The sequence below is a fragment of the Novosphingobium percolationis genome, assembly GCF_020179425.1.
GTDB classification, from domain to species: Bacteria; Pseudomonadota; Alphaproteobacteria; order Sphingomonadales; family Sphingomonadaceae; genus Novosphingobium; species Novosphingobium percolationis.
Genome location: NZ_JAILYM010000002.1, coordinates 768,315 through 791,815, shown reverse-complemented (window position 1 = coordinate 791,815; position 23,501 = coordinate 768,315). Strand labels below are relative to the sequence as shown.

General features: G+C 64.0%; 24 protein-coding genes. 7 read left to right on the top strand and 17 right to left on the bottom strand.

Going from position 1 to position 23,501, the window contains the following annotated elements:
• Positions 1-156 precede the first annotated feature (156 nt).
• From K3A84_RS08205 to K3A84_RS08165, 8 genes are all read right to left on the bottom strand, one after another.
• On the bottom strand, positions 157-345 hold the full coding sequence (locus K3A84_RS08205) for a helix-turn-helix domain-containing protein (RefSeq protein ID WP_225008830.1): 189 nt from the start codon (positions 343-345) through the stop codon (positions 157-159).
• Positions 346-666: 321 nt separating this feature from the next.
• A complete protein-coding gene (locus K3A84_RS08200; RefSeq protein WP_225008829.1) occupies positions 667-948 on the bottom strand; it encodes a hypothetical protein in 282 nt (93 codons plus the stop codon).
• Between the two features lie 600 nt (positions 949-1,548).
• Positions 1,549-2,436, bottom strand: a complete 888-nt coding sequence (locus tag K3A84_RS08195; RefSeq protein ID WP_225008828.1) for a hypothetical protein — start codon at positions 2,434-2,436, stop codon at positions 1,549-1,551.
• Positions 2,437-2,548: 112 nt separating this feature from the next.
• Complete coding sequence (locus tag K3A84_RS08190) at positions 2,549-2,947, bottom strand: hypothetical protein (protein ID WP_225008827.1); 399 nt, start codon at positions 2,945-2,947, stop codon at positions 2,549-2,551.
• A gap of 80 nt (positions 2,948-3,027) precedes the next feature.
• Entirely contained in the window at positions 3,028-3,402 is a 375-nt protein-coding gene (locus K3A84_RS08185; RefSeq protein ID WP_225008826.1) for a hypothetical protein, read from the bottom strand.
• 9 nt (positions 3,403-3,411) lie between these two features.
• A complete protein-coding gene (locus tag K3A84_RS08180) occupies positions 3,412-3,987 on the bottom strand; it encodes a type IIL restriction-modification enzyme MmeI (protein WP_404823121.1) in 576 nt (191 codons plus the stop codon).
• A 198-nt stretch (positions 3,988-4,185) separates the two neighbouring features.
• Positions 4,186-5,469 (bottom strand): tyrosine-type recombinase/integrase, encoded by a 1,284-nt coding sequence (locus K3A84_RS08170; protein ID WP_225008823.1) that lies wholly within the window; start codon positions 5,467-5,469, stop codon positions 4,186-4,188.
• A gap of 301 nt (positions 5,470-5,770) precedes the next feature.
• On the bottom strand, positions 5,771-6,451 hold the full coding sequence (locus K3A84_RS08165) for a DUF2490 domain-containing protein (protein WP_225008822.1): 681 nt from the start codon (positions 6,449-6,451) through the stop codon (positions 5,771-5,773).
• Positions 6,452-6,713: 262 nt separating this feature from the next.
• Here K3A84_RS08165 and K3A84_RS08160 point away from each other — a divergent pair, with 262 nt between their 5' ends.
• From K3A84_RS08160 to phoB, 7 genes are all read left to right on the top strand, one after another.
• The gene (locus K3A84_RS08160; protein ID WP_225008821.1) at positions 6,714-7,886 is read left to right on the top strand and encodes a sensor histidine kinase; all 1,173 of its coding nucleotides are present in this window, start codon (positions 6,714-6,716) and stop codon (positions 7,884-7,886) included.
• A gap of 92 nt (positions 7,887-7,978) precedes the next feature.
• Positions 7,979-9,025 (top strand): substrate-binding domain-containing protein, encoded by a 1,047-nt coding sequence (locus K3A84_RS08155; RefSeq protein ID WP_225008820.1) that lies wholly within the window; start codon positions 7,979-7,981, stop codon positions 9,023-9,025.
• Between the two features lie 16 nt (positions 9,026-9,041).
• Positions 9,042-10,424 carry a phosphate ABC transporter permease subunit PstC gene (pstC, locus tag K3A84_RS08150; RefSeq protein WP_225008819.1) on the top strand — a complete coding sequence of 461 codons (1,383 nt, stop codon included), beginning with the start codon at positions 9,042-9,044 and terminating at the stop codon, positions 10,422-10,424.
• A 7-nt stretch (positions 10,425-10,431) separates the two neighbouring features.
• A complete protein-coding gene (pstA, locus tag K3A84_RS08145; RefSeq protein WP_225008818.1) occupies positions 10,432-11,691 on the top strand; it encodes a phosphate ABC transporter permease PstA in 1,260 nt (419 codons plus the stop codon).
• Between the two features lies 1 nt (position 11,692).
• Positions 11,693-12,505 carry a phosphate ABC transporter ATP-binding protein PstB gene (pstB, locus tag K3A84_RS08140; RefSeq protein WP_225008817.1) on the top strand — a complete coding sequence of 271 codons (813 nt, stop codon included), beginning with the start codon at positions 11,693-11,695 and terminating at the stop codon, positions 12,503-12,505.
• Between the two features lie 11 nt (positions 12,506-12,516).
• Entirely contained in the window at positions 12,517-13,203 is a 687-nt protein-coding gene (phoU, locus tag K3A84_RS08135) for a phosphate signaling complex protein PhoU (protein WP_225008816.1), read from the top strand.
• Positions 13,204-13,277: 74 nt separating this feature from the next.
• Positions 13,278-13,967, top strand: coding sequence for a phosphate regulon transcriptional regulator PhoB (gene phoB, locus K3A84_RS08130; RefSeq protein ID WP_225008815.1), 690 nt, complete (start codon positions 13,278-13,280; stop codon positions 13,965-13,967).
• Between the two features lie 28 nt (positions 13,968-13,995).
• Here phoB and K3A84_RS08125 read toward each other — a convergent pair whose 3' ends face one another.
• Genes K3A84_RS08125 through K3A84_RS08085 form a run of 9 tightly spaced genes read right to left on the bottom strand, consistent with a single transcriptional unit; the run spans position 13,996 to position 23,495 of the window.
• Complete coding sequence (locus K3A84_RS08125) at positions 13,996-14,268, bottom strand: DUF1467 family protein (protein ID WP_225008814.1); 273 nt, start codon at positions 14,266-14,268, stop codon at positions 13,996-13,998.
• Between the two features lie 14 nt (positions 14,269-14,282).
• Positions 14,283-15,935, bottom strand: coding sequence for a ribonuclease J (locus tag K3A84_RS08120; RefSeq protein WP_225008813.1), 1,653 nt, complete (start codon positions 15,933-15,935; stop codon positions 14,283-14,285).
• 24 nt (positions 15,936-15,959) lie between these two features.
• Positions 15,960-16,742 carry a type III pantothenate kinase gene (locus tag K3A84_RS08115; protein WP_225008812.1) on the bottom strand — a complete coding sequence of 261 codons (783 nt, stop codon included), beginning with the start codon at positions 16,740-16,742 and terminating at the stop codon, positions 15,960-15,962.
• A 35-nt stretch (positions 16,743-16,777) separates the two neighbouring features.
• A complete protein-coding gene (locus K3A84_RS08110) occupies positions 16,778-17,491 on the bottom strand; it encodes a biotin--[acetyl-CoA-carboxylase] ligase (RefSeq protein WP_225008811.1) in 714 nt (237 codons plus the stop codon).
• Positions 17,492-17,513: 22 nt separating this feature from the next.
• Positions 17,514-18,977 carry an NADH-quinone oxidoreductase subunit NuoN gene (nuoN, locus tag K3A84_RS08105; protein WP_225008810.1) on the bottom strand — a complete coding sequence of 488 codons (1,464 nt, stop codon included), beginning with the start codon at positions 18,975-18,977 and terminating at the stop codon, positions 17,514-17,516.
• Entirely contained in the window at positions 18,977-20,512 is a 1,536-nt protein-coding gene (locus K3A84_RS08100) for an NADH-quinone oxidoreductase subunit M (protein ID WP_225008809.1), read from the bottom strand. The genes nuoN and K3A84_RS08100 overlap by 1 nt, the downstream gene beginning before the upstream one ends.
• Positions 20,509-22,569, bottom strand: coding sequence for an NADH-quinone oxidoreductase subunit L (nuoL, locus tag K3A84_RS08095; RefSeq protein ID WP_225008808.1), 2,061 nt, complete (start codon positions 22,567-22,569; stop codon positions 20,509-20,511). Before nuoL ends, K3A84_RS08100 begins: the two co-directional genes overlap by 4 nt.
• Positions 22,570-22,572: 3 nt before the next feature.
• Positions 22,573-22,878, bottom strand: a complete 306-nt coding sequence (gene nuoK / locus K3A84_RS08090; protein ID WP_169492928.1) for an NADH-quinone oxidoreductase subunit NuoK — start codon at positions 22,876-22,878, stop codon at positions 22,573-22,575.
• Positions 22,878-23,495: an NADH-quinone oxidoreductase subunit J gene (locus K3A84_RS08085; RefSeq protein WP_225008807.1), complete on the bottom strand. Its 618-nt coding sequence runs from the start codon at positions 23,493-23,495 to the stop codon at positions 22,878-22,880. The genes nuoK and K3A84_RS08085 overlap by 1 nt, the downstream gene beginning before the upstream one ends.
• Positions 23,496-23,501: the final 6 nt, after the last annotated feature.

The window sequence follows — 23,501 nt, the reverse complement described above, 5'->3', positions numbered from 1 at the left end:
CCCTAAAGGCGAGCGCGATCGGTCGGCCCCGCAGACGCAGGGCACGTGCCGTCACATTCGATGTTTACGGATGACCTGAAACGGGGTTAGGACGTTCGAGCGATGAAGCGCCAACTAAGTCGCTCGAAGCCCCGGCCCCTCAGGTCGGGGTTTCGTTTATGCCTCGCCCGCAATCAGGGCTTTCAGGCTGGCGGCGGGGATCAGCGTGCGCTTGCCCACCTTCGTCGCCTTCAAACGGCCTTCGCCGATCAGCGCATAAAGGCGGGTGCGACCGATGGCCGAAACGCGCACGGCGTCGGCGATCGAATAGGCGAGCGGTTCAGGGTGGTTCAGCGAAGTGTTCATGTGGAATCCCTCATTCGTTTGAACAAGGGAAACATTAGGAACCATAATCGTGCGCGCAAGAGTTTCGCGCGCGTTGTCCACCGATGCTGTGCATAATTCGCAGAGCACCTACATTGCGTAGTGGCCGAAAGAATTTTCCATTTGCAGTCTTGCGAATGCAGTTATCCACAGCACGGAAAATCGGTTCAACGCAACGACTCGTGCTTTTCTGCGGGTCGAGGCCTTGGGAAGGGTTGACGGTGAAATTATCCCGAAAAATTATTGCCCGGTTTGCGCCCTTCAGCTGCAAGACAAGCATTCGGGTTTCCGGGCCGGTGATGATCAACTGGCCGAACACCGCTCCCGGTTAATTTCGAACAGCTTCTCCAAGATTTCGTCATCGGTCAGCAGTCCCGCGCGGAAATCATAGCCCCAGCCATAGGCATCGGCCACGGCTTCATCCAAGGCTTTGTGCGCATGGTCCAGCCAGGCGGGGCGCGCGTTGTAGAGGTTGGTCAGAGTGCGCTTGGCCAGTTCCTTCGCCGCCGCTTCGTTCACCGGCAGGATGCGATCGGGATAGCCGGGCACAACCTCGGGTTCGCGGCGCACAAGGTCTGCCAACATCTCAATGCAAATCAATGAGATGGGCCTCACAGGGCCAGAAAATCCCGAGCTTCCGCGCCATTTTGCTGATTGCGACCGAACCTCGGAGACTGCCAGGGCGGTCAAAATCGGTCTCAGACCGGCTTTCGTCTCTTTTCACCCGAACCTCACCGGAAAAGGTTCGGGTTCAGAAAACGTCGGATTTCGGCGGTTTTTCTGACCAACTTCGACCGTACCTTTTGGCACCATTCTCGGCAGGCGCCTTGGCGGAGAATCCGAGGTGGGCGTGGTGGGGCGCAATTACTCGTGCCTCTTTCGTCGCCGGTGGCGCGGCAGACCCGGCAAATCCTCGTATAGCCTCGCCCTGAGAATGGTCGTGCTCACCGGGGCAACCGGCGGCGCAGGTGGTTTAGGAGTGCGCCGGAAAGTCAGAAACGCGCACATGGTTGCCAGCACCGTTGCGATGGTGCTGGCAATGGAGAGGAGAATGAGCAAGTCCAATGGGGCCTCCCGTTTCGGTGTTACACCCACGGGAGGTAGATTCACGGCTCGTAGACTGCACGGACTTTGAAGAGAACCAGAGTGAACCGCCAATAGACGAATTGGCCGGCCCTCGACACCTTAGCCCACCATGATCCGCCAACGGTTGGATCGCTTGTAGCGTTCTAATTCGCCGCGTTTCGCCATGCCTTCAAGCCAGCTTTCCAGCGTGTATGTACCACTCGAGAAACCGGACGCACGGATGAACTTGTCCAAGAATTCGGCTTGAGCAAGTTCGCCGGATCCTGAATGACTTTGTACGTATTCGAGGAATTCCTCGTATTGACCAGCAGCTCCTAGAGCCTTTTCAACGTCTTCACGGATTTGGCTCTCAACAGCGAGGTCTTCCTCCAGAAAAACTTCACTGAAGCTGGAGAGTGCTTCTCTGTCACCTGTTTCTGCTAGGGATCGAGCTATCTGACTGACGAGATGCCAATTAAAGTCGCCGGACCAGCGATAGTCATCGAGGAAAACAACATTATCCTCGTTGTCCAGTTGTTCATCGGTCGCGGTCTCGGTCCATTGGTCGTGGTCTGATACAACCTCAATACCAGCCTTGCTTGCCTCGTTCCGCAGCCAATCCAAGGCTTCTTTCCGTAGACCTGCTGCCTCGGTGACAATCGAAACCGCCTTAGCTAACGTTGCGGAACCCTCAATATCGTTGACCGTATTGGCTCTTTTGCCGAGACGCCTGAGCGATTTAACGGGCTTAATCTGCTCAAATTTTTCAGCGATACCCCAAATTCCTTGGTCTTCGCTATCGTCTTCGAAGTAATCCTCAGGATCATCGGACTGGTCTCGTTCGACTGCCTCTCCAGAACGGATTTGTTGTGCTGCTTGTTCGAAGATTTCTGCGATCTGGCCCTCAGCAAGCCCTGCTAGGAGTAATACTCGCGCAGCGGAACTGACAACCTCTTCGGCAATCGCCTTCTGGTTAATGCCGCCAACGTTAATCGTGTATGTGACCACCGAGCCCTCCGAAAATCCAGTTCACTCCGGCCCATATACAGGCCCATCGCCCAATAGAAGGCGCAATCGAGGTTTCGGCATAAAAGCGAGAAGCGGTACTCACAGTCTCAGATTATGAGGGCGCGTGTTTGGTATCGTTAAAGATCTTATCTTTCTGGTGTTCCCACGGCAGTTTGGCCGCCATTGCCAGATCCCTAATCGCAACCGCCGGCGGCACGCTAGCGATCAGCAATCTGTCCGGCACGGCTGGTGCCAGATAGGCTAGTCGCAGCAGGCGCCCGACGTAGCGGTCCGATATGCCCTCGGCGTCGGTAATGTCCTGGATGGTCGCTGCCGCCCCGGATTCCAGCTTCCGCCGCCAACCCCACGCCTTGGCGATCGCCTTCAGCACATGCGCATCTACCCCGCCGATGTCCGGCACGATGTCCGTCGGCGGCACGATCTTCGGCCGCCCGTTGCGCTTGCGGATGGTGAGCGGGATGAACACCCGCATGGTGGTGGGCACGCTCATAGGTGTCCTCGGCACCCGTACCGGCATTGCGGCCGCGAAACCCGATGCGGGTGTAAATGCGGCGACGCGCATTGGGGCCATCAGCGATGACCGCCTCGCTGTTGAGGTAAAGGGCGGAACTGCTGCGGCTCGCCGCGAAGGCCGCGCCAGCATTGGCCGAGGACATCGCCACCGCTTCGCCAACCAGCACGAAAGCTAAAGCCCGCGAAGGGAAAAAGGCGATCGTCGGCTATTTCAGCGAAGACATGAGCGGCCAGGCTCTTTCCCACCGCCGGGTTCAACCAGTTCTCGCGCAATTCGTTCAGCCGTGCCGCAGCGGCGGCAATGGCGATGGCGCGCGGATCGGCGGCATAGTCGGCGGCGGGAATGTCGGGGGTCAGGCCAGCCGGGAACGGGAACGTGCGGAACGTCGTCGACGAAGTGTAACGTGGGCGGTCTTCTAGAGACGTGCCCATGCGCAGCGATCAAACTTCGTGAAAATGCGAGTGCGCCCGGGTGGCTTCCAGCATTCGCGTGAACATGTCGTTGGGCAGTAACTTCACATCCTCGGCGAACATGCAGAACACAAGCCGATTGACGAAGTGGGCCACGGTGTGCGGTTCATGGCCCCGATCGCGCAGCCGCTGCGCCAGCGCTGCAAGTTCCTTTGCCGCTTCCTCGGTCAGCATCTGGCGCGTCTTGGTCGGGCGCAGCGCCTCGGGATCGGTGAAGCACTGCCGCAACAGGTCGCGCTTGGCAGCGTCGGCCAGGTCGTCCAGCGCGATTTCGTGCACCGCCTGAACCGTGTTCGTCCAATTGGTGTGGATGCGGATGCGGTCCATATCCGACACGATCAGCAGCGGCGGACTTTCCAGCGCGATGGAATAGCGCAGCAATTGGTCAAAGGCCTTGTCCAGATTGGCAGCCTTGCCCTTGTATTCCCAGGCGAAGCACCCCTTGCGCCACACATCGGCCCAGCCTTCGCCCCCGCTGGTCTTGGTCGCCCTTTTCGAACGTGAACCACTCGCCCTTGGGATCGGCGGAAATCGGATCGTCCACACCCAGCAACCGGCACAGGTCGTTGAAGTGCGATTGCGATGCGCTGCGCTCTTTCAATTCGGCGTTGCGATACTTGGCGATGAAGTCGTGCGGGTTCATGCCGAATAATTAGACGGGAAGTTCAGCGCAGGCCAACCCCGTCCGCCAAAGCGGTTCCGGTTCTCCGCCTTGTCCGCCTGCGCGGTCCAAACAGTTCCGATCTACGCGGCGGCACTGGATCGCAAATCGGTCACGTTGTCGGGCGAAGTATCCACGATGCCCAGCCCCGCCGTATGCTGCCGCACCGTGTCAGCGACATAGGAAGGCGAAAGGTGCGCGTAGTGCTTGCGGGTTATCCGCTCGTCCTTGTGGCCCAACGCCTGCGCGATCACTGCCATTGGGACGCCTGCGAGTGCCAGCCGCGCGCCAAAAGTGCGGCGCAAGTCATGGAAGGCAGCGGGCGGGGTCACGTTACCGGCTTCACACGCCAAGGTCATGCGGCGGATTTGGGTCGAATCCGTCCAGCGCGCGCCGCCAGGCGCAGGAAACACAGGGGCATCGCCCGCCTTGCCGATCGTGTGCGCTTTGAACAGCGCCAGCCCTTCCCCTTCAAGGTAGCAGTCGCGCGGCTGGCCACCTTTGGTTTCGACAAGCCGGACGGTCCCGGCCCTAAGGTCGAAATCGACAACGGACACGTTGCGCAACTCGCCCCACCGCGCGCCGGTAAGCAGCGCCGCTTGCACGATCGGACGAAACTCGGGCGAACAGGCATTGACCAGCCGCCGCGCTTCGTCGTCCGACAGGTAGCGCAGCTTCGCACCATCCACGTTCTTGAAGGGCTTGACCGTGCGCCACGCATGATCGCTGGCAATGCGCCCATTGGCGAAGGCGAGATTAAGCGCGGCTTTCAAAACCGTCAGGTCGCGGTTCGCGGTTGATTTGCGCCGCCGCATCGCCTCGGGCGTATCGAGCGGGCGAACCTTCTGTTCCTCTCCCTTGCGGGTCCGCAGCCGTGCCGGGGTGTTCGCACGATCGTTCAGGAATCCTCGCACCTGCGCCGCTGTCAGCCGGGCCAAGCGAACGTTGCCCAGCGCCGGGCGCACAAACTGTTCGACGCGCCGTTTGGTGTTCGCCAGGTCTTTCTTGGTGAAGGCCTTTAGGTATTCGTCCAAGGCATCCCCCACGGTGAAGCTGGCCGTGACGGCAACACCACCTTCAACCGCCCGCAACCACTCGCGCGCCTTGTCCTGCGCTTGGCGATAATCGAGGATGCGCACGCCGTCCGCGTCCGAAGTGTCGTCCGCCTCTCCCAGCGTTGTCTTGGTATAGGCAGCCGCCTGCCCAGCCGGACGATGCCGGGCGACCCACTTGGCGGTTTGCCTCCCCCGGTAATAGCCCAGGTGGAAGCCCTCGCTCAGCAGCATCCAATAAGGTTCTGTTCGCTGTCCCAGCCGGGCGCGGGCAGCGCGGGTTTCGAGTCGGTAGTCGCGGACGGTTCTGGCCATGAAGCACCTTCGGGAATATTTCGGTAATATGCGTTACCGAAGGCAGGTGAACAAGGGTGAACGCAAATCTAAAAATCGGCGGTTTTCTGGGGTTCACTGACGTTCAGCAACGCCCTATTTTCCGCCCTCTCACGGCTGAAACACGGGTTCGATTCCCGTAGGGGTCACCAATAGCCTCGATAATTCAAGCCTGCGTTGATCCACCCATCGCGGCACGGTTTGAGCAATATCAGCATCGCGCACGAAAAGGGCCACCGTTGCCGATGGCCCCCTCTCCGAAATCGCGATTCCGGATCCGGCGTCAGAAATTGCCCGTCAGCGAGACCGACAGCACGTGGTCGTGGTTGTCCGGACCATTGCGCACGAAGCCGTGCTGCAACAGGTAGCCAGCCTCGATTCCGATCTTCTTTGACAGCGGGGCGGCGAAACCGACGAAGTTGCGCATGCGCTCTTCACCGCCCACGCGCTGAAAGGCGTTGGTATTGAGATCGATGAAGCTTTCGTGGCTGGCCACCAGGTTCACCTTGCCCGCGACGGGCACAGTGGCCTTCACATAAGGCCGCAGCCGCCAGGCGGGACCGCCCTGCCCGTCGCGCCAGCGCTCTTCCAGTCGCACGCGGCCCGACAGCTTGATCTTGCCGATCTGCGCGAAGTTGTCGACGTTGACCTGCTGGCGAAAGCGATGCTCCATGCGCGTGAAGTCGCCGTGATCGTATTGCGGGTTATGGGTATAGCCGATCCACAGCGTGACCTGCTTGCTGGGCTTGTAGCCCACCATCACATTGTCCTCGATCTCGTAGAGACCGCCGCGGTTGTCGCTGAAGCGAAGAACGGTCTCGTTGCTGGCCCGAAAGCCGCCGCCAAGATCGACGTTGACGGTTGCAGCGCCCCACCCTTGCGCATCGTCGCGCGCTTGTGCGGGGGTGGAAAGGCAGGCCGCGGCGGCGGCGGCGGCGATGATCAAAGCGAAAGACTGGCGCACGTGACGGCTCCCCGTTGGATGCGAGGCCGATTATGACGCTTAAAAGACGTTTTTGTTACAGTTTGTGACTTTCTTGATGGTTTTTTGACATTCGTTAGACAACCCAAGGGAACTCGTGTTGTTTTCCCAAGGGATTTCCCGGTCCCCCGCATCGCCCGCCTTGCCCCCATGGGTTGCCCTCGCCTAAGGGCGCGGCCAATCCGGACGTCCGGCTGCAAATCGCTGTCACGCTTCGGTAACATGGATGGTATCAAGCACAGGCATGAAAGGCTCAACGCTTCCCTGGTCGAGCATCGCCGTCGCCATCGGCACGGCGGTCGCGATGATCGTGGCCGGCGCCAATGCCTGGCTGGCGGTCGCGGTGCTGATCGTGTGGCTGGCAACGATCTGGCTCGCCCGCCCCGAACCGACCGTGACGACACGCGGACCGGACGAAGGCTCGGTCAGCCGACAGGCGATGGTCCAGTTGGTCGAACCGTTCAGCGTCCCCGTGCTGATGCTCGACAACCAGCGCATCGCCGCTGCCAACGCCGCCGCGCGCGAGGCGCTGGGCCCGCACATCGTCGGGCAGGACGCGCGCGTGGCGCTGCGCCATCCCGCCGCGGTCAAGCTGCTCGACCAGCCCGGCGGCAGCGCCATGGTGCGCGGCCTTACCGGCCCGCGCTCGATCTGGCAGGTAAACCGCGTCGCCATCGACCAGCGCTTTTCGCTGATCGAGCTGGTCAATCGCACGGCAGAGGCCGACATCAGCCGCGCCCACACCGATTTCGTCGCCAATGCCAGTCACGAACTGCGCACGCCGCTTGCCTCGATCATCGGTTACGTCGAAACGCTGTCCGATCCCGATGCGAAGATCGACAAGGCCACCACCGCGCGCTTCCACGCCACGGTGCTGCGTGAATCCAAGCGGTTGCAAAGCCTTGTCGAAGACCTGATGAGCCTGTCGCGGATCGAGGCCGAAAAGCACGAGCCGCCCAAGGAGCGCATCGATCTCGGCCAGCTCGCCGAAAGCATCGTCGGCGAAGTGGGCGCGACCGTGGGCGAAGATCGCGTCACCGTCAGCGCGGTGCCCGCCCCCGTTATCGGCGATCGCCAGCAACTCGACCAGGTGATCCGCAATCTCATCGACAATGCCATGAAGTACGGCGCGGCTGACAAGCCGGTCCACGTTTCGCTGGCCATCGAAGGGCGCGAGGCGGTGCTCGAAGTGACGGACCGGGGCGAAGGCATCCACCCCGATCACCTGCCCTACCTCACCCGGCGCTTCTATCGCACCGATCCCGGCCGCAGCCGCCAGGCCGGCGGAACCGGGCTGGGGCTCGCCATCGTCAAGCACATCGTGGAACGCCACCGAGGCAAACTCGACATCACCAGCACGCTCGGCGTAGGGACGACCGTGACCATTCGCATCGCCCTGGCGGGAGCCGCTTCGTGACAGCCTCTCCCCTTCAAAATGTTTTTGTCATAAAACCGTCACGAGATCGTCGCATTGGCCGCGCAGCCCCAGCGGAAGGAAGGATCTTCCCCATGATCACCAAGCATAACGTCGCTCTCGCCACCGTCGCCCTTACCGCTCTCTCGCTCGCCGGTTGCGGCTCGCAGGGTGGCGGCAGCCGCGATCAGGTCCGCGCCGTCGGTTCCTCGACGGTCTATCCCTTCGCCAAGGCGGTCGCCGAACAGCTCGCCAAGTCGGATGCCTCGATCAAGTCGCCGATCATCGAATCGACCGGCACGGGTGCGGGCATGAAGCTGTTCTGCGCCGGCGTCGGCCCGCAGCACCCCGATATCGAGGACGCTTCGCGCCGGATGAAGAAGTCCGAGTTCGAGGACTGCCAGAAGAACGGCGTCAAGGAGATCGTCGAGATCCAGGTCGGCCTCGATGGCGTCGCCTTCGCCGAGGGCAAGAACGGCCCCGGCATGGCCCTGACCCCGGAAGACGTCTACAAGGCGCTGGCCAAGAACCCCTATGGCAAGCCCAACACCGCCAAGACGTGGAAGGACGTCAACCCGGCGCTCGCTGCCGAGCCGATCCTCGTCTACGGCCCGCCGTCGACCTCGGGCACGCGCGATGCGCTCAAGGAGCTGATCCTGACCAAGGGTTGCGACGCGAATCCGGACATGAAGGCGCTCAAGGAAAGCGACAAGGACAAGCATGACGCCGTGTGCGGCGAAGTGCGCGAAGACGGCGCCTATGTCGATGCGGGCGAGAACGACAACCTGATCGTCCAGAAGATCGAGGCCAACCCCAAGGCCATCGGCATCTTCGGCTTCTCGTATCTCGAAGAGAACAGCGACAAGCTCAAGGGCCTGACCATGTCGGGCATCGTGCCGACCTACCAGTCGATCTCGGATTTCAGCTATCCCGGCGCACGTCCGCTCTACATCTATGTCAAGAAGGCACACCTCAAGGCGATTCCGGGCCTGCAGGCCTATGTCACGGAATGGTCAAAGGCGTGGGGCAAGGGCGGAACGCTCGCCAAGCTCGGCATGGTCGTCGCGCCGGACGACGTGCTCGCCAAGAGCGCCAAGGCCGTCGCCGACCTGCCCGTGCTCGATGGCAGCGAACTGAAGTAAGGATACCCGAAGAGTCATGTCGCCAGCCGTCCTGCTTCTGCTCGCCTTCGGGCTGGGTCTCGTCGGCTGGCTGGCGGCACGCTCCCGGGCATGGGCCTTCCGTCGCGCCGCGCCGGGAGGCCGCATCCATTCGCTGCCCAATTTCCATGCCTGGTACGTGGCACTTTGGATCGCGGTGCCGGCGCTGCTCTTCGCGTTCGCCTGGAACGCCATCAGCCCCGGCCTGATAACGCAATCCGTGTTGGCCGATCCGGCCGCCTCGGTCCTTCCCGCCTTCGGGTTCGAACGCGATTCGATGCTGTCGGAGGCCCGCGCGGTCGCCACCGGCAGCGCAGCGGCCGTGTTCAACACCGAAGCGCAAGGCCTCGTCGAGCCCTTCCGCGCGGCGATCCTGCGCTACGAAGCGATCGGCCTGATCGTCACCGTGCTGATCGCGTTTGCTGGCGGCGCGTTCTCGTTCCTGCGGCTCACGCCCGATTTCACCGCGCGCACCCGCGTTGAACGCGCGGTGATGAACCTGCTGCTGTTCGCCTCGCTGGTGGCGATCCTGACCACGCTCGGCATCGTCGCCAGCCTCGTGTTCGAAACCGCGCGATTCTTCTCGATGGTTTCGCCCATCGATTTCCTGTTCGGCACCCACTGGGCGCCCGATCCGATGAGCAGCGGCGCGGTCGATGGCAAGCAGTTCGGCGCGATCCCGCTGTTCTGGGGCACGATCTACATCGGCGCGATCATTGCCATGATCGTGGCCATCCCGCTCGGCCTGATGAGCGCGATCTACCTCACGCAATATGCCTCGAACGGCGTGCGCCAGGTGATGAAGCCGCTGCTCGAGATCCTCGCGGGCGTGCCCACCGTCGTCTACGGTTACTTCGCCGCGCTGACCGTTGCACCCGCCGTGCGCGATGCGGCGCAGGCCATCGGCATCGCCAGCGCCTCGACCGAAAGCGCGGTGGCCGCAGGGCTCGTCATGGGCGTGATGATCATTCCGTTCGTCTCCTCGATGGCCGACGATTCGATCGCCGCCGTGCCGCAGGCGATGCGCGACGGCAGCCTCGCCATGGGCGCGACCAAGGCGGAGACGATCCGCAAGGTGCTGGTCCCGGCGGCGCTGCCCGGCATCGTCGCGGGCGTGATGCTGGCGATCAGCCGCGCCATCGGCGAAACCATGATCGTGGTGATGGCAGCGGGTGCGTCTGCCAACCTCACTGCCAATCCGTTCCAGTCGATGACCACGGTCACCTTCCAGATCGTCGCCATGCTGACCGGCGAAGGCAGCTTCGACCATCCCGCGACGCTGTCGGCGTTCGCGCTGGGCATGGTGCTGTTCCTCGTCACCCTGACCCTCAACTTCATCGCATTGCGCGTCGTCAAGCGCTACCGCGAAGCCTACGAGTGACCGGCAGATGAGCGACAGCTTCGAACAGATCCAGGCCGCGCGGCGGGCGCGGATGCAGGCTGGCCTTGCCCGCCGCTACGCCGCCGACCGCCGCTTCCGCCTGCTCGGCCTTTCCGCCATCGTCTTTTCGGCGCTGGTGCTGGCCTTCCTGCTCGTCTCGATGACCTCGAACGGCATTGCCGGCTTCCAGCGCGCCGAACTGCGCCTGACCGTGCCGCTCAAGGGCACCGTGCTGATCGATCCCTCGCGTCTTGCGCAAGCCGATCCGCTGGGCGGACTGGAAAGCGCCGGACTGCCCATGGCGGTCGATGGCGCGGCCGACCAGGCCTTCGGCGCAGGCGGCGCGGGTCTGCTCGGCAACAGCGCGTGGCGCGATCTTGGCCAGGCCATCATCGACAAGCCCGCCATGCTCGATCAGCCGGAAGCGACCGTCTCTCTGCCCGCCAGCGACGATCTCGCCTCGGCCATGCGCGGCGGCGGCGAACCGGCGCTCCAGGCCACGGCGAAGCGTCTGATGAACGAAGGCAAGCTCGTGCGTGCTTTCGACTGGGGCTTCCTCGTTCGTTCGGATGCCACCAGCCCGCAGGCGGTCGGCATCTGGGGCGCGCTCAAGGGCTCGATGATGACGATGCTCGTCACGCTCCTGCTCGCCTTCCCGGTCGGCGTCCTCTCGGCGCTCTACCTCGAAGAATATGCGCCGCGTAACCGCTGGACCGACCTGATCGAAATCTCGATCAACAACCTCGCGGCGGTGCCCTCGATCATCTTCGGCCTTCTCGGCCTTGCCGTGTTCCTCGGCCTGTTTCCCAACTGGCGTTCGGCCCCGCTGATCGGCGGCATGACGCTGGCACTGATGACCATGCCGGTCATCGTGATTTCGGGCCGCAACGCGATCAAGGCGGTGCCGCCCTCGATCCGCGACGCCGCGCTCGCCATGGGCGCCAGCCCGATCCAGGTGGTGTTCCACCACGTGCTTCCGCTCGCCCTGCCCGGCATCCTCACCGGCACGATCATCGGCATGGCCCGCGCGCTGGGCGAGACCGCGCCGTTGCTGATGATCGGCATGCGCGCCTTCGTCGCCAGCGCTCCGTCAAGCTTCGTCGCCCCGTCGAGCGTGCTGCCCGTCCAGATCTTCCTGTGGTCCGACGAAATCGACCGCGGCTTCATCGAGCGCACCAGCGCCGCGATCGTCGTCCTGCTCGTCTTCCTGCTCCTGATGAACGGCCTTGCGATCTACTTGCGCAACCGCTTCGAGAAACGGTGGTAACATGAACGCCCCTGCTCCTGCCGCAGCCCCCGCCGCGGTCTTTCCCGACCCCGTCGCCGAAGCGAAGATCAGCGCGAAGAACGTCTCGGTATTCTATGGCACCAAGCGCGCCATCGATGACGTGTCGATCGACATTCCGCGCAGCTACGTCACCGCGTTCATCGGTCCGTCGGGCTGTGGCAAGTCGACCTTCCTGCGCTCGCTGAACCGCATGAACGACACCATTCCGGGCGCCCGCGTCGAAGGCGAGATCCTGCTCGATGGCGAGGACATCTACCGCTCGAAGATGGATGTGGTGCAGCTGCGCGCCCGCGTGGGCATGGTCTTCCAGAAGCCGAACCCCTTCCCCAAGTCGATCTACGACAACATCGCCTATGGCCCGCGCATCCACGGCGTCACCGGCTCCAAGAGCGAGTTGGACGGCATCGTCGAAACCTCGCTCCAGCGCGCCGGGCTCTGGGACGAAGTCAAGGATCGCCTGTCGGACAGCGGCACCGCGCTTTCCGGCGGCCAGCAGCAGCGGCTGTGCATCGCCCGCGCCATCGCGGTCGATCCCGAAGTGATCCTGATGGACGAGCCGTGCTCCGCGCTCGATCCCATCGCCACCGCGCGCATCGAGGAACTGATCGACGAATTGCGCGGGCGCTATGCCATCGTCATCGTCACCCACTCGATGCAGCAGGCCGCCCGCGTCTCGCAGCGCACAGCATTTTTCCATATTGGCAAGATCGTCGAGTACGGCACCACGTCCGACATCTTTACCAATCCGCGTGAAGAGCGCACGAAGGATTATATCACCGGGCGTTACGGCTGAAGGAACGGAACATGGTGGCCGAACATACCGTCAAGGCATTCGACGAAGACATCACCCGCCTGCGCGGCCTGGTCGCGGAAATGGGCGGCCTGGCCGAACTTTCCATCGCCGAGGCAATGGACGCGCTGGTCAGCGGCAACGAAGAACTGGCCGCCAGCGTCGTCGCGCGCGACAAGCGCATCGACCAGTTGGAAGCCGAAGTCGATCGCCTTGCCGTGCGCGTCCTTGCGCTGCGCGCGCCCATGGCCGACGACCTGCGCGAAGTGATCGCCGCCCTCAAGATCGCGGGCGTGATCGAGCGCATCGGCGACTATGCCAAGAACATCGCCAAGCGCGTCGGCCACATCGAGGGGCGCAAGCGCTTCGAGCCGCTCACGCTGCTGCCCGTGATGAACGAGATGGCGGGGGACATGGTCCACGACGTGCTGACCGCGTTTGCCGCGCGCGATGCCGTCGCTGCGGCCGAGATCGTCCAGCGCGATGCCAAGGTCGATGCCTTCTACGACAGCGTATTCCGCAACTTCGTGTCGTACATGGTCGAAAACCCCGCGACGATCAGCTCGGTGGCGCAGCTCATGTTCGTCGCGCGCAACATCGAGCGTATCGGCGACCAGGCCACGAACATCGCCGAAATGGTTCACTACGCCGCCACGGGCACCTACCTGCCCGAGCGTGAGGACGTGATTCCACCGGCCTGATCGCGATCAGGGAGTTCGTCACACGCCGGTAACACTACGCGTGTCATGCACACACGACTGTCACGGAGGAATGTGTGTCGGCTCCCAAGCTGCTTCTCGTCGAGGATGATACGGCCCTCGCCGAACTGGTCGAATATCGCTTCCGCGGCGAAGGCTACGATGTCCGCACCACCGACGATGGCGACGAAGCGCTGCTGCTTGCGGCCGAGGACACGCCCGATCTGGTCCTGCTCGACTGGATGATCGGCGGTACCAGCGGCATCGAAGTTTGCCGCCGCCTGCGTCGCAACAAGTCCACCGCGCACGTCCCCATCATCATGCTGACCGCCCGCCACGACGAGGACGATCGCGTGCGTGGCCTCGAAACCGGCGCCGACGATTACGTGACCAAGCCCTTCTCCCCGCGCGAGCTGATCGCCCGCGTCGGCGCTGTGCTGCGCCGCGTTCGCCCGGCGCTGGCTGGCGAGACGATCACCGTGGGCGACCTCACGCTCGATCCCACCGCGCACCGCGTCACCCGCCGCGGCGAATCGCTCAAGATCGGGCCGACCGAGTTCCGCCTGCTCAAGCATTTCATGGAACACCCCGGCCGCGTGTTCTCGCGCGGGCAACTGCTCGATGCGGTGTGGGGCAGCGGCAGCGACATCGAACTGCGCACTGTCGACGTCCACATCCGCCGCTTGCGCCAGGCCATCGCCCTGCCCTCGGCACCCGATCCGGTGCGCACGGTGCGCTCGGCCGGATACGCGCTCGAAGGCGTCTGACAACGTTCCTCCCCGCCCGGGGAGGCAATCAGATCCCCATCAGCCGCGACACGTCGAGATCGTCTGTCGTGATCCAGCGGTTGACGTAATTGACGTAATAAAGGCCGAACAGCACGATCGCCAGCACCGTGGCGCGCTTGGCCACGCGGCCCGGCCGCCAGTTGGCCGGCGCCGAATGGACCTGCCCCGGCACTTTCTCCACGCCCAGCTCGTCCGGGGTGCGCACCCCGAACGGCATCACCAGAAACGCCGAGAACACCCAGAACAGCGAAAAGATCGCGACGATCGACGTCCACTTCATCTGGCTGAATTCCTTCAGGATTCGCGCAGCAGAACCTGGACCACCGGCTTCTTGCCGCTCCAGCGCTGCGCCGCCCGCCTTACCGCCAGACGCACCGCTTCGGCAACCGCCACGCGGTCCCGCTTGCGATCGCCCTTGAGGGTACGCACCGCCTCGGCCGCATCGCTTTCAGCCTCGATCACGAAGTCGCCCAGATCCTCGTCCAGCGGCAGCCCGACCGGCGCGACCTGCACCGAAGAAACCAGCTTGCCCTCGCGCGAAACCGCCAGCGAAACCGCCACGATCCCGCCCTGCCCCAGCTTGCGCCGCACGCCCATCGCCTCGCCATCGGCGGGCGCGATGATGTCGCCATCCAGCACCAGTCGGCCTGCGCGCACCGCGCTCAGCTTGTGCGGCCCGTTGGGCGCCAGACGCACCAGATCGCCGTTCTTCTGCACGATCGCCCTGGGAATGCCCTCGTCGCGGCCCAGGCGCGCCTGCTCGGTCATGTGGCGCATTTCGCCATGCACCGGCACCAGCATCTGCGGGCGGATCCAATCATAGAGCGCGACCAGCTCGGGCCGCCCCGGATGCCCGGACACGTGGATCATCGACTGGCGGTCGGTGACAAGCTGGATGCCCTTTTCCACCAGCTGGTTCTGGATGCGTCCGATCGCCAGTTCGTTGCCGGGGATCTGGCGGCTGGAGAACAGCACGACATCGCCCTTTTCCAGCTTGATCGGATGCTGCTCGCCCGCGATCCGCGCCAGCGCCGCGCGCGCCTCGCCCTGCCCGCCGGTGGCAAGGATCATCACCTCGCCGCGCGGCAGGTCCATTGCCCGGTCCATGCTGATCGTCTCGGGGAAATCCTGCAGATAGCCGCAGGCCTTCGACACCGAGATGATCCGGTCGAGCGAGCGCCCCGCCACGCAAAGCTGACGCCCGGTCGCCTCGGCCACCTCGCCCAGCGTCTGCAGGCGCGCCACGTTCGACGCGAAGGTTGTCACCACCACGCGCCGACCGCTGAACTGCGAAACCGATTCGAGCAGCCCCGCGCGCACCGCGCCTTCCGAACCCGACGGGTTCGGATTGAACACGTTGGTCGAATCGCAGACGAGCGCCAGCACGCCCTCGTCGCCGATTGCGGTCAGTTCGTCCTCGGTCGCGGGCGTGCCGACGCGCGGCTCGTCGTCCAGCTTCCAGTCGCCGGTGTGGAACACCCGGCCATAAGGCGTGTCGATCACCAGCGCGTTGCCCTCGGCGATCGAGTGCGCCAGAGGCACATAGCGGATGTCGAACGGCCCCAGGCTAAACGCCGCCTCGTTGGGCACCACGTTCAGCTCGACCACCTTGTCGATCCCCGCCTCGACCAGCTTTTCGTTGACGAGGCGCGCGGTGAACGGCGTCGCATAAAGCGGCACGCCCAGTTCCTGCGCGAAATAGGGCACCGCGCCGATGTGGTCCTCGTGCGCGTGGGTCAGCACGATGCCGATCAGGTCCTTCGCCCGCTCCTCGATGAATTCGAGGTCGGCGAACACGAGGTCCACCCCCGGATAATGCGGATCGGCGAAGGTCATCCCGAGGTCGACCATCAGCCATTTGCCATCGCAACCGTAGAGGTTGACGTTCATCCCGATTTCGCCCGAACCTCCGAGCGCGAGGAAAAGCAGTTCCTTACCGGGCTTCACGGCATCTCCCTCAAAATCATGATCTTACGCCAGCGACGCCGCACGTTCGCCGAGCAGCGCAATGCCGTCCAGCGTCAGGTCCGCGTCGACGTGGTCGAAAATATCGGTGTGGTCGCCGAACAGCACGGCAAGGCCGCCGGTCGCCACCACTTGCGCCGGGCGACCGATCTCGCTTCGCATCCGCGCGATCAGGCCTTCCATCATCGCGACATACCCCCAGAACACGCCGATGTGCATCTGGTCTTCGGTATTGCGGCCGATCACGGTGCGGCTGCCCGGCGCCTCGATGGCGATGCGTGGCAGCTTGGCCGCGGCATTGACCAGCGCATCGAGCGACAGGTTGATCCCCGGCGCAATGATCCCGCCCTTGTAGGTGCCCATGAAATCGATGTGGTCGAACGTCGTCGCGGTGCCGAAATCGACCACGATCAGGTCGCCCGCATATTTGGCGTGCGCGGCAATGGCATTGACCGCGCGGTCCGCGCCCAGCGAGCGCGGCTCGTCAACGTCGGCGACAAAGCCATAGCTCGCCAGCCCCTCGCCCGCGACCAGCGCGTCGATGCCGAAGTACTTCTGCGCCAGCACCTTCAGGTTGTGCAGGGCGCGCGGCACCACCGTCGAAATGACGATCTGCTCGACCTGCTTGCGATCATAGCCTTCCAGCTGGAGCAGTTGCAGCAGCCACACCGCATATTCGTCGCCCGTGCGGCGCGGGTCGGTGGCGACGCGCCAGCGGCCCTTGATCTCGCGCCCGTCGAACAGCGCGAAGACCACGTTGGTGTTGCCCACGTCGACTGCCAGCAGCATCAGTTTCGTCCTTCTCCCGCCCGGTTCAAGGCACGTCAGCCCACCAGGTCGATGTCGCCCGCGTGGATGGCACGGGTCGCGCCATCCGCCAAGCGCAGAAGCGCAACACCGTTGTCGTCGATGCCGCCGAACGCGCCCATCAACAGGCCATGCTCGCTGTCGTTGACGCTGATCAGGCTTCCCACGCGATGCGCCCGCGCGCACCATTCCTGCCGCAAAGCCGCCCATTCGCCCTGATGCCAGCGGGTCAGCGCCCACAGCCATTCCTGCTCCAGCGCTTGCGCAAAGGCATCGCGCGTCACCGGATGGCCCAGCCCCGCCAGCGAAGCCGTCGGCCGATCGGGCAGATCGGGCGCCTGCGCCAGATTGACGCCGATACCGACCACCACGCCATCATCCTGCCGTTCCAGCAGGATGCCGGCCAGCTTGGCCTTGCCCACCAGCAGGTCGTTCGGCCACTTAAGTTGCAGATCGGCCAGCCCCGGCGCCAGCGCCAGAACCGCCTTGTGCGCGGCAAGCCCTGCGACCAGCGCCAGCGTCTGCGGCAGGGGATCGCCACTGCGCAAGTGCGCCACGGTCGATCCCATGAAATTGCCGAAGCCATCGGACCAACTGCGCCCCGCGCGCCCGCGCCCAGCGCTCTGCCGGTCGGCGACGAGCCAGGCCCCCTCGGGGTTGCCCTCGCCCGCGCCAAGCCGCGCCAGCAGCGCGGCATTGGTCGAACCGATCTCCGCGATCGTCTCGATCATGCCGCGTTGCCGTGGTTTGCCATCAGACGTGGAACAGCGCCGCCGCCGCGTTACCCGCGAGCGTGTGAAGCCAGTTGGTCAGCAGGTAGCCGAGCGGCGAGATGAACACCGAGGCGATCACCAGCAGCACGCCGTGGGCGAGGTCCGACTTGCCACGGACCTTGTCCACGGCTTCGTCGAAGTACATCACCTTGACGACCTTGAGGTAGTAGAACGCGCCGATCACCGAGGCGGCGATACCGATCGCGGCGAGCGCCACGAGGTTCGCCTGCACGGCGGCCTGGAACACCACGAACTTGCCCCAGAAGCCGAACAGCGGCGGAATGCCCGCGAGGCTGAACATCACCGCAGCCAGCGCAGCGGCAAGGCCGGGACGGGTCTTCGACAAACCCGAAAGGTCCGCGATCGATTCCACCGGATCGCCGTTCTCGTCACGCAGCATCAGCACCGCGACAAAGCCCGCCACCGACATCGCGACGTAGATCGCGATATAGACCAGCATCGCGGCCGCGCCGGGCTGGTTGGCGCAGGCGAGGCCAATCAGGATGAAGCCGACGTTGTTGATCGACGAATAGGCCATCAGGCGCTTGATGTTGTCCTGACCGATCGCGCCCAGCGCGCCGATCACGATCGACAGGATTGCGGCGAAGATCACGATCTGCTGCCACGCTGCCGGAGCCGCGCCGAACGCCATCAGGCTGATGCGCATCAGCAAGCCCAGCGCCGAAACCTTCGACGCCGTGGCGAAGAAGGTCGTCACCGGGGTCGGCGCGCCTTCGTAAACGTCGGGCGTCCACATGTGGAACGGCGCGGCGCTGATCTTGAAGGCCATGCCCGCCAGCACGAACACCATGCCGAACACCGCGCCGGTCGACAGCGTGCCCGCCGAAAGGGCGTGGCGGATGCCTTCGAAGCTGGTGGTGCCGGTGAAGCCGTACGTCAGGCTGACACCATAGAGCAGGATGCCAGAGGCGAGCGAACCCAGCACGAAGTACTTGAGGCCCGATTCCGCCGAACGCTCGTCGCTGCGCAGGATCGCGGCGAGAACATAGGAGGCAAGGCTGTTGAGTTCGAGGCCGATGTAGAGCGTCAGCAGGTCCGTCGCTGAAACCATCATCCCCATGCCCAGCGCCGCGAACAGCACCAGCAGCGGGAATTCGGCACGCATCGCCTTGAAGCGGTCGAAGAACGCAGGCGCGACGATAAGTGTGACCGCCGCCGAAGCGTAGATCAGCAGCTTGCCGAAAGCCGAGAAGGCGTCGGCACGATACTGGCCACCGAAGGCCACCGTATCGGCCCCCATGGCAGCACCGTACAGCGCGGGCGCGGCGATCAGCGCGGCAACGGTCAACACCGCAACGCTGGCGATCGAGATCGCGCGCGCAGCCTTATCACCAGCCCAGGCGGCCCACAGCAGCAGGATCAGGCCCGAAATGCTGAGGACTTCCTCGCCTGCGACGAGTTGGAGAGAGCGGACGAGTTCCATCAGTGCGCCTCCCCGTGCGCGGCTTCATGTTCGGCAGCGGGCTTGGCAGCCCCCTTCTTGACCTGTGCATCGCCCTTGGGCGCAGCGACGGCGACACGCGCTTCGAGCAACGCGATGTCCTTGCGCATCGGCGCGAGGAACGATTCCGGATAAACGCCCATCCACAGCGTCACGAGGCCGAGCGGCACCATCATCGCCCATTCGCGCGCGTCGAGATCGGGCATGGCGGCGGCATCGGCGTTCTTCTGCTCGCCGAACACGACGCGGCGATAGAGGTAGAGCATGTAGGCCGCGCCCAGGATGATGCCCGTGGTGCAGACCAGCGCCACCCAGCTCGATTCCTGGTAAACGCCCATCAGCGACAGGAACTCGCCAACGAAGCCGCTGGTCCCCGGCAGGCCGATCGAGGCCATCGTGAACAGCAGGAAGAACAGCGCGAAGTAGGGCATGTTGATCGCAAGGCCGCCGTAACGGTCGATCTCGCGGGTGTGCAGGCGATCGTAGATCACGCCCACGCCCAGGAACAGCGCGCCCGCGACCAGACCATGGCTCAGCATGATCAGCATCGAGCCTTCGAGGCCTTGCGTGTTGAAGGCGAACAGGCCGATCGTCACGATCGCCATGTGCGCGACCGAGGAATAGGCGATCAGCTTCTTCATGTCGTGCTGCACCAGCGCGATCAGCGAGGTGATCACCACCGCCGCCATCGACAGGCCCCACACCAGCGGCGCGAACTGCGCGGAAGCTTCGGGGAACATCGGCAGCGAGAAACGGATGAAGCCGTAGCCGCCCATCTTCAGCAGCACGCCCGCCAGGATCACCGAACCTGCGGTCGGGGCCTGAACGTGCGCGTCGGGGAGCCATGTGTGGACCGGCCACATCGGCATCTTGACGGCGAAGCTGGCGAAGAACGCCAGGAACAGCCAGGTCTGCGCGTGGGGCGGGAAGTTGTACTGCATCAGCGTCGGGATGTCGGTCGTGCCGGCCGCGTTCACCATCCAGAACATCGCGATCAGCATCAGAACCGAGCCGAGCAGCGTGTAGAGGAAGAACTTGTAGCTGGCGTAGATCCGGTCCGCGCCGCCCCAGATGCCGATGATCAGGTACATCGGGATCAGGCCGGCTTCGAACATGATGTAGAACAGGAACAGGTCCTGCGCCGCGAAGACGCCGATCATCAGCGTCTCCATCAGCAGGAACGCTGCGTAATATTCCCCGGCGCGCTTCTCGATCGAGTTCCAGCTCGCGCCGATGCAGATCGGCATGAGGAACACGGTCAGTGCGATCAGCAACAGCGCGATGCCGTCGATGCCCAGAGCCCACTGGAACCCGGCGAACAGGTTCGCCCGCTCCGTGAACTGCCACTGCGCGCCACCGGTGTCGAAATTGGCCCAGAGCAGCGCGCCCAGAACCAGATCGACAAGCGTCGTCACCAGCGCGATCATCCGCGCCTGTTCACGCCCCGCCTTGAGGCACGCCACCGCGCCGACCAGCGGCACCAGCAGCATGAGGTTCAGAATAGGAAAGCCGCTCATCGTGCAATCACCCAGCTGATCGCGCCGACAAGGCCGACGAGCATGACCAGCGCATAGCTGTAGAGATATCCGGACTGGAGCTTGACCGCGGCCTTGCTCCCCTTGGCGACGACCCAAGCCGCGCCGTTCGGTCCGAAGCGGTCGATGATCCCCTGATCACCCACCTTCCAGAACACCCGGCCCAGCGCCATGGCGGGACGGACGAAGATGAAGTGATAGAGCTCGTCGAAGTACCACTTGTTGAGCAGGAAGCGGTACAGGAAGCCGAACTGGTCGACGAACGCCGCAGGGAACCGGGTGTTCTTGATGTAGCCGTACCAGGCGATCAGCAGGCCCGTGGCCATGACCGCGAACGGCGCCCACTTCACCCAGTCCGGCACGCCGTGCATCGCGTGGATCAGGTGTTCGTTGAACACCAGCGCACCCTTCCAGAACTCGCCCGTGCCTTCGGAAACGAACGCACCGTGGAACACGAAGCCCGCAGCCACCGCGCCGAGCGACAGGATGCCGAGCGGCACGAGCATGTTCGCCGGGCTTTCGTGCGGGTGATAGCCCGCCGTGCCGTCCGAATGCGCATCGTGGTGGCCATGGTCGTCGTGACCGTGTGCATGGTCGTGGCCATGATCGTCATGACCGTGCCCATGCGCATCGTGAACCGCGTGCTGGATGTGCTCGCTCTGCTCCCACCGCGGCTTGCCGAAGAAGGTCAGGAACACGAGGCGCCAGCTGTAGAAGCTGGTCAGCAGCGCCGCGAAGATGCCCATGAAGAAGGCGAAGTGCGACAGTTCGGTGCCCTTGGCATAGGCTGCTTCGAGGATCGCGTCCTTCGAATAGAAGCCCGCAAAGCCCGCCACGTCGACGATGCCGACGCCGGTGATCGCCAGCGTGCCCGCCATCATCGCCCAGTAGGTCAGCGGGATGTGCTTCCGCAGGCCACCGTAATAGCGCATGTCCTGTTCGTGGTGCATCGCGTGGATGACCGAGCCCGCACCCAGGAACAGCAGCGCCTTGAAGAAGGCGTGCGTGAACAGGTGGAACATCGCCGCGCCATAAGCGCCGACGCCAGCCGCGAAGAACATGTAGCCCAGCTGCGAACAGGTCGAATAGGCGATCACGCGCTTGATGTCGGTCTGCGTGGTGCCGACCGTGGCCGCAAAGAAGCAGGTCGCCGCGCCGATGAAGGTCACGAACGCCAGCGCCGTCGGGCTGGTTTCGAACAGCGGCGAAAGGCGGCACACCATGAACACGCCCGCGGTGACCATCGTCGCCGCGTGGATCAGCGCCGACACCGGGGTCGGACCTTCCATCGCGTCGGGCAGCCAGGTGTGCAGGCCCAGCTGCGCCGACTTGCCCATCGCGCCGATGAACAGCAGGATGCACAGCACGGTGGCGGTGTCGAAGCGGTGGCCCAGGAAGCCGATGGTCGAACCGTTCAGCACTTGCGGCGCCGTGTGCAGGATCGTCGGGATCGACACGGTGCCGAACACCAGGAACACGCCGAAGATGCCCATCATGAAGCCAAGGTCACCCACGCGGTTGACCACGAAGGCCTTCATCGCGGCGGCGTTGGCCGAGGGCTTGCGGAACCAGAAGCCAATCAGGAGGTAGGACGCGAGGCCCACCCCTTCCCAGCCGAAGAACATCTGGACGAGGTTATCGGCGGTCACCAGCATCAGCATGGCGAAAGTGAACAGCGACAGGTACGCGAAGAAACGCGGCTGGTCCGGCTCCTCGCTCATGTAGCCCCACGAATAGAGGTGCACGAGCGCGGAGACGCTGGTGATGACCACCAGCATGACCGCCGTCAGCGTATCGACGCGCAGCGCCCAGGCGAAATCGAGATCGCCCGACTTCACCCACTGGAGCACCGGAACCACGGTCGCTTCGGCGCTGCCGTTCAGGAACGACAGGAAGATCGTCCACGACAGCGCGCACGAAATGAACAGCGCGCCGGTCGTCACGACCTTCGAAGGAACGAAGCCCAGCTTCTTGTTGCCGAGACCGGCGATGATCGCTGCCGCAAGCGGCAGGAAGACGATGAACAGGATGGACGACATGGTTTAGCCCTTCATCCGGTTGACGTCGTCAACGGCAATGGTGCCACGGCCGCGGAAGTAGATGACGAGGATCGCAAGGCCGATCGCCGCTTCGCCCGCCGCCACGGTCAGCACGAACATCGCGAAGATCTGGCCGACGAGGTCATGGAGCGCGGCACTGAAGGCGACCAGGTTCAGGTTCACCGACAGCAGGATCAGCTCGATCGCCATCAGGATGATGATGACGTTCTTGCGGTTGAGGAAGATGCCGAGCACGCCGAGCACGAAAAGGATCGCGCTGACGACGACATAGTGTTCGATGCCGATCATTAGAGCGAGACCCCCTTGCCCACTTCCGGCTGCACGTTGATCGTGGCGTCCTCGGGACGGCGCGCGACCTGCTTCGAGATGTTCTGGCCGCGCACGCCGCTGCGCTGGCGATGGGTCAGCACGATCGCGCCGATCATGGCCACCAGCAGGATCACGCCCGCCGCTTCGAACAGGAACAGATAGCGGCTGTAGAGCAGCGCGCCGATCGCGGCGGTGTTCGAAAGCCCGGCCGCCGCCGCGCCCGAACCGTCCGCCACGCCCAGCGGCAAGGCCCCGGCGCGATAGGCGCCCACGCCCAGCACCAGTTCAGCCAGCAGCACCACCGCCAGCACGAAGCCCAGCGGGAAGTTGTTGACGAAGCCTGCGCGCAGTTCGGCGAAGTCGATGTCGAGCATCATGACCACGAACAGGAACAGCACCGCGACCGCGCCGACGTAGACGATGATCAGCAGCATCGCGATGAATTCAGCGCCGACGAGGACCATCAAGCCCGCCGCGTTGAAGAACGCAAGGATCAGCCACAGCACCGAATGCACGGGGTTGCGGGCGAGGATGGTGATGGCGCCCGAGGCGATCATCAGCGTCGCGAAGAGGTAGAAGGCAAATGCCTGGATCATTTTCGC

Excerpts from the sequence above, each read along its gene's own strand:
- K3A84_RS08205 (WP_225008830.1), bottom strand. The coding sequence starts at position 345 with ATGAACACTTCGCTGAACCACCCTGAACCGCTCGCCTATTCGATCGCC.
- K3A84_RS08200 (WP_225008829.1), bottom strand. The coding sequence starts at position 948 with ATGTTGGCAGACCTTGTGCGCCGCGAACCCGAGGTTGTGCCCGGCTAT.
- K3A84_RS08190 (WP_225008827.1), bottom strand. The coding sequence starts at position 2,947 with ATGAGCGTGCCCACCACCATGCGGGTGTTCATCCCGCTCACCATCCGC.
- K3A84_RS08185 (WP_225008826.1), bottom strand. The coding sequence starts at position 3,402 with ATGGGCACGTCTCTAGAAGACCGCCCACGTTACACTTCGTCGACGACG.
- K3A84_RS08170 (WP_225008823.1), bottom strand. The coding sequence starts at position 5,469 with ATGGCCAGAACCGTCCGCGACTACCGACTCGAAACCCGCGCTGCCCGC.
- K3A84_RS08160 (WP_225008821.1), top strand. The coding sequence starts at position 6,714 with ATGAAAGGCTCAACGCTTCCCTGGTCGAGCATCGCCGTCGCCATCGGC.
- K3A84_RS08155 (WP_225008820.1), top strand. The coding sequence starts at position 7,979 with ATGATCACCAAGCATAACGTCGCTCTCGCCACCGTCGCCCTTACCGCT.
- pstC (WP_225008819.1), top strand. The coding sequence starts at position 9,042 with ATGTCGCCAGCCGTCCTGCTTCTGCTCGCCTTCGGGCTGGGTCTCGTC.
- pstA (WP_225008818.1), top strand. The coding sequence starts at position 10,432 with ATGAGCGACAGCTTCGAACAGATCCAGGCCGCGCGGCGGGCGCGGATG.
- pstB (WP_225008817.1), top strand. The coding sequence starts at position 11,693 with ATGAACGCCCCTGCTCCTGCCGCAGCCCCCGCCGCGGTCTTTCCCGAC.
- phoU (WP_225008816.1), top strand. The coding sequence starts at position 12,517 with ATGGTGGCCGAACATACCGTCAAGGCATTCGACGAAGACATCACCCGC.
- K3A84_RS08125 (WP_225008814.1), bottom strand. The coding sequence starts at position 14,268 with ATGAAGTGGACGTCGATCGTCGCGATCTTTTCGCTGTTCTGGGTGTTC.
- K3A84_RS08115 (WP_225008812.1), bottom strand. The coding sequence starts at position 16,742 with ATGCTGCTGGCAGTCGACGTGGGCAACACCAACGTGGTCTTCGCGCTG.
- K3A84_RS08110 (WP_225008811.1), bottom strand. The coding sequence starts at position 17,491 with ATGATCGAGACGATCGCGGAGATCGGTTCGACCAATGCCGCGCTGCTG.
- nuoN (WP_225008810.1), bottom strand. The coding sequence starts at position 18,977 with ATGGAACTCGTCCGCTCTCTCCAACTCGTCGCAGGCGAGGAAGTCCTC.
- K3A84_RS08100 (WP_225008809.1), bottom strand. The coding sequence starts at position 20,512 with ATGAGCGGCTTTCCTATTCTGAACCTCATGCTGCTGGTGCCGCTGGTC.
- nuoL (WP_225008808.1), bottom strand. The coding sequence starts at position 22,569 with ATGTCGTCCATCCTGTTCATCGTCTTCCTGCCGCTTGCGGCAGCGATC.
- nuoK (WP_169492928.1), bottom strand. The coding sequence starts at position 22,878 with ATGATCGGCATCGAACACTATGTCGTCGTCAGCGCGATCCTTTTCGTG.
- K3A84_RS08085 (WP_225008807.1), bottom strand. The coding sequence starts at position 23,495 with ATGATCCAGGCATTTGCCTTCTACCTCTTCGCGACGCTGATGATCGCC.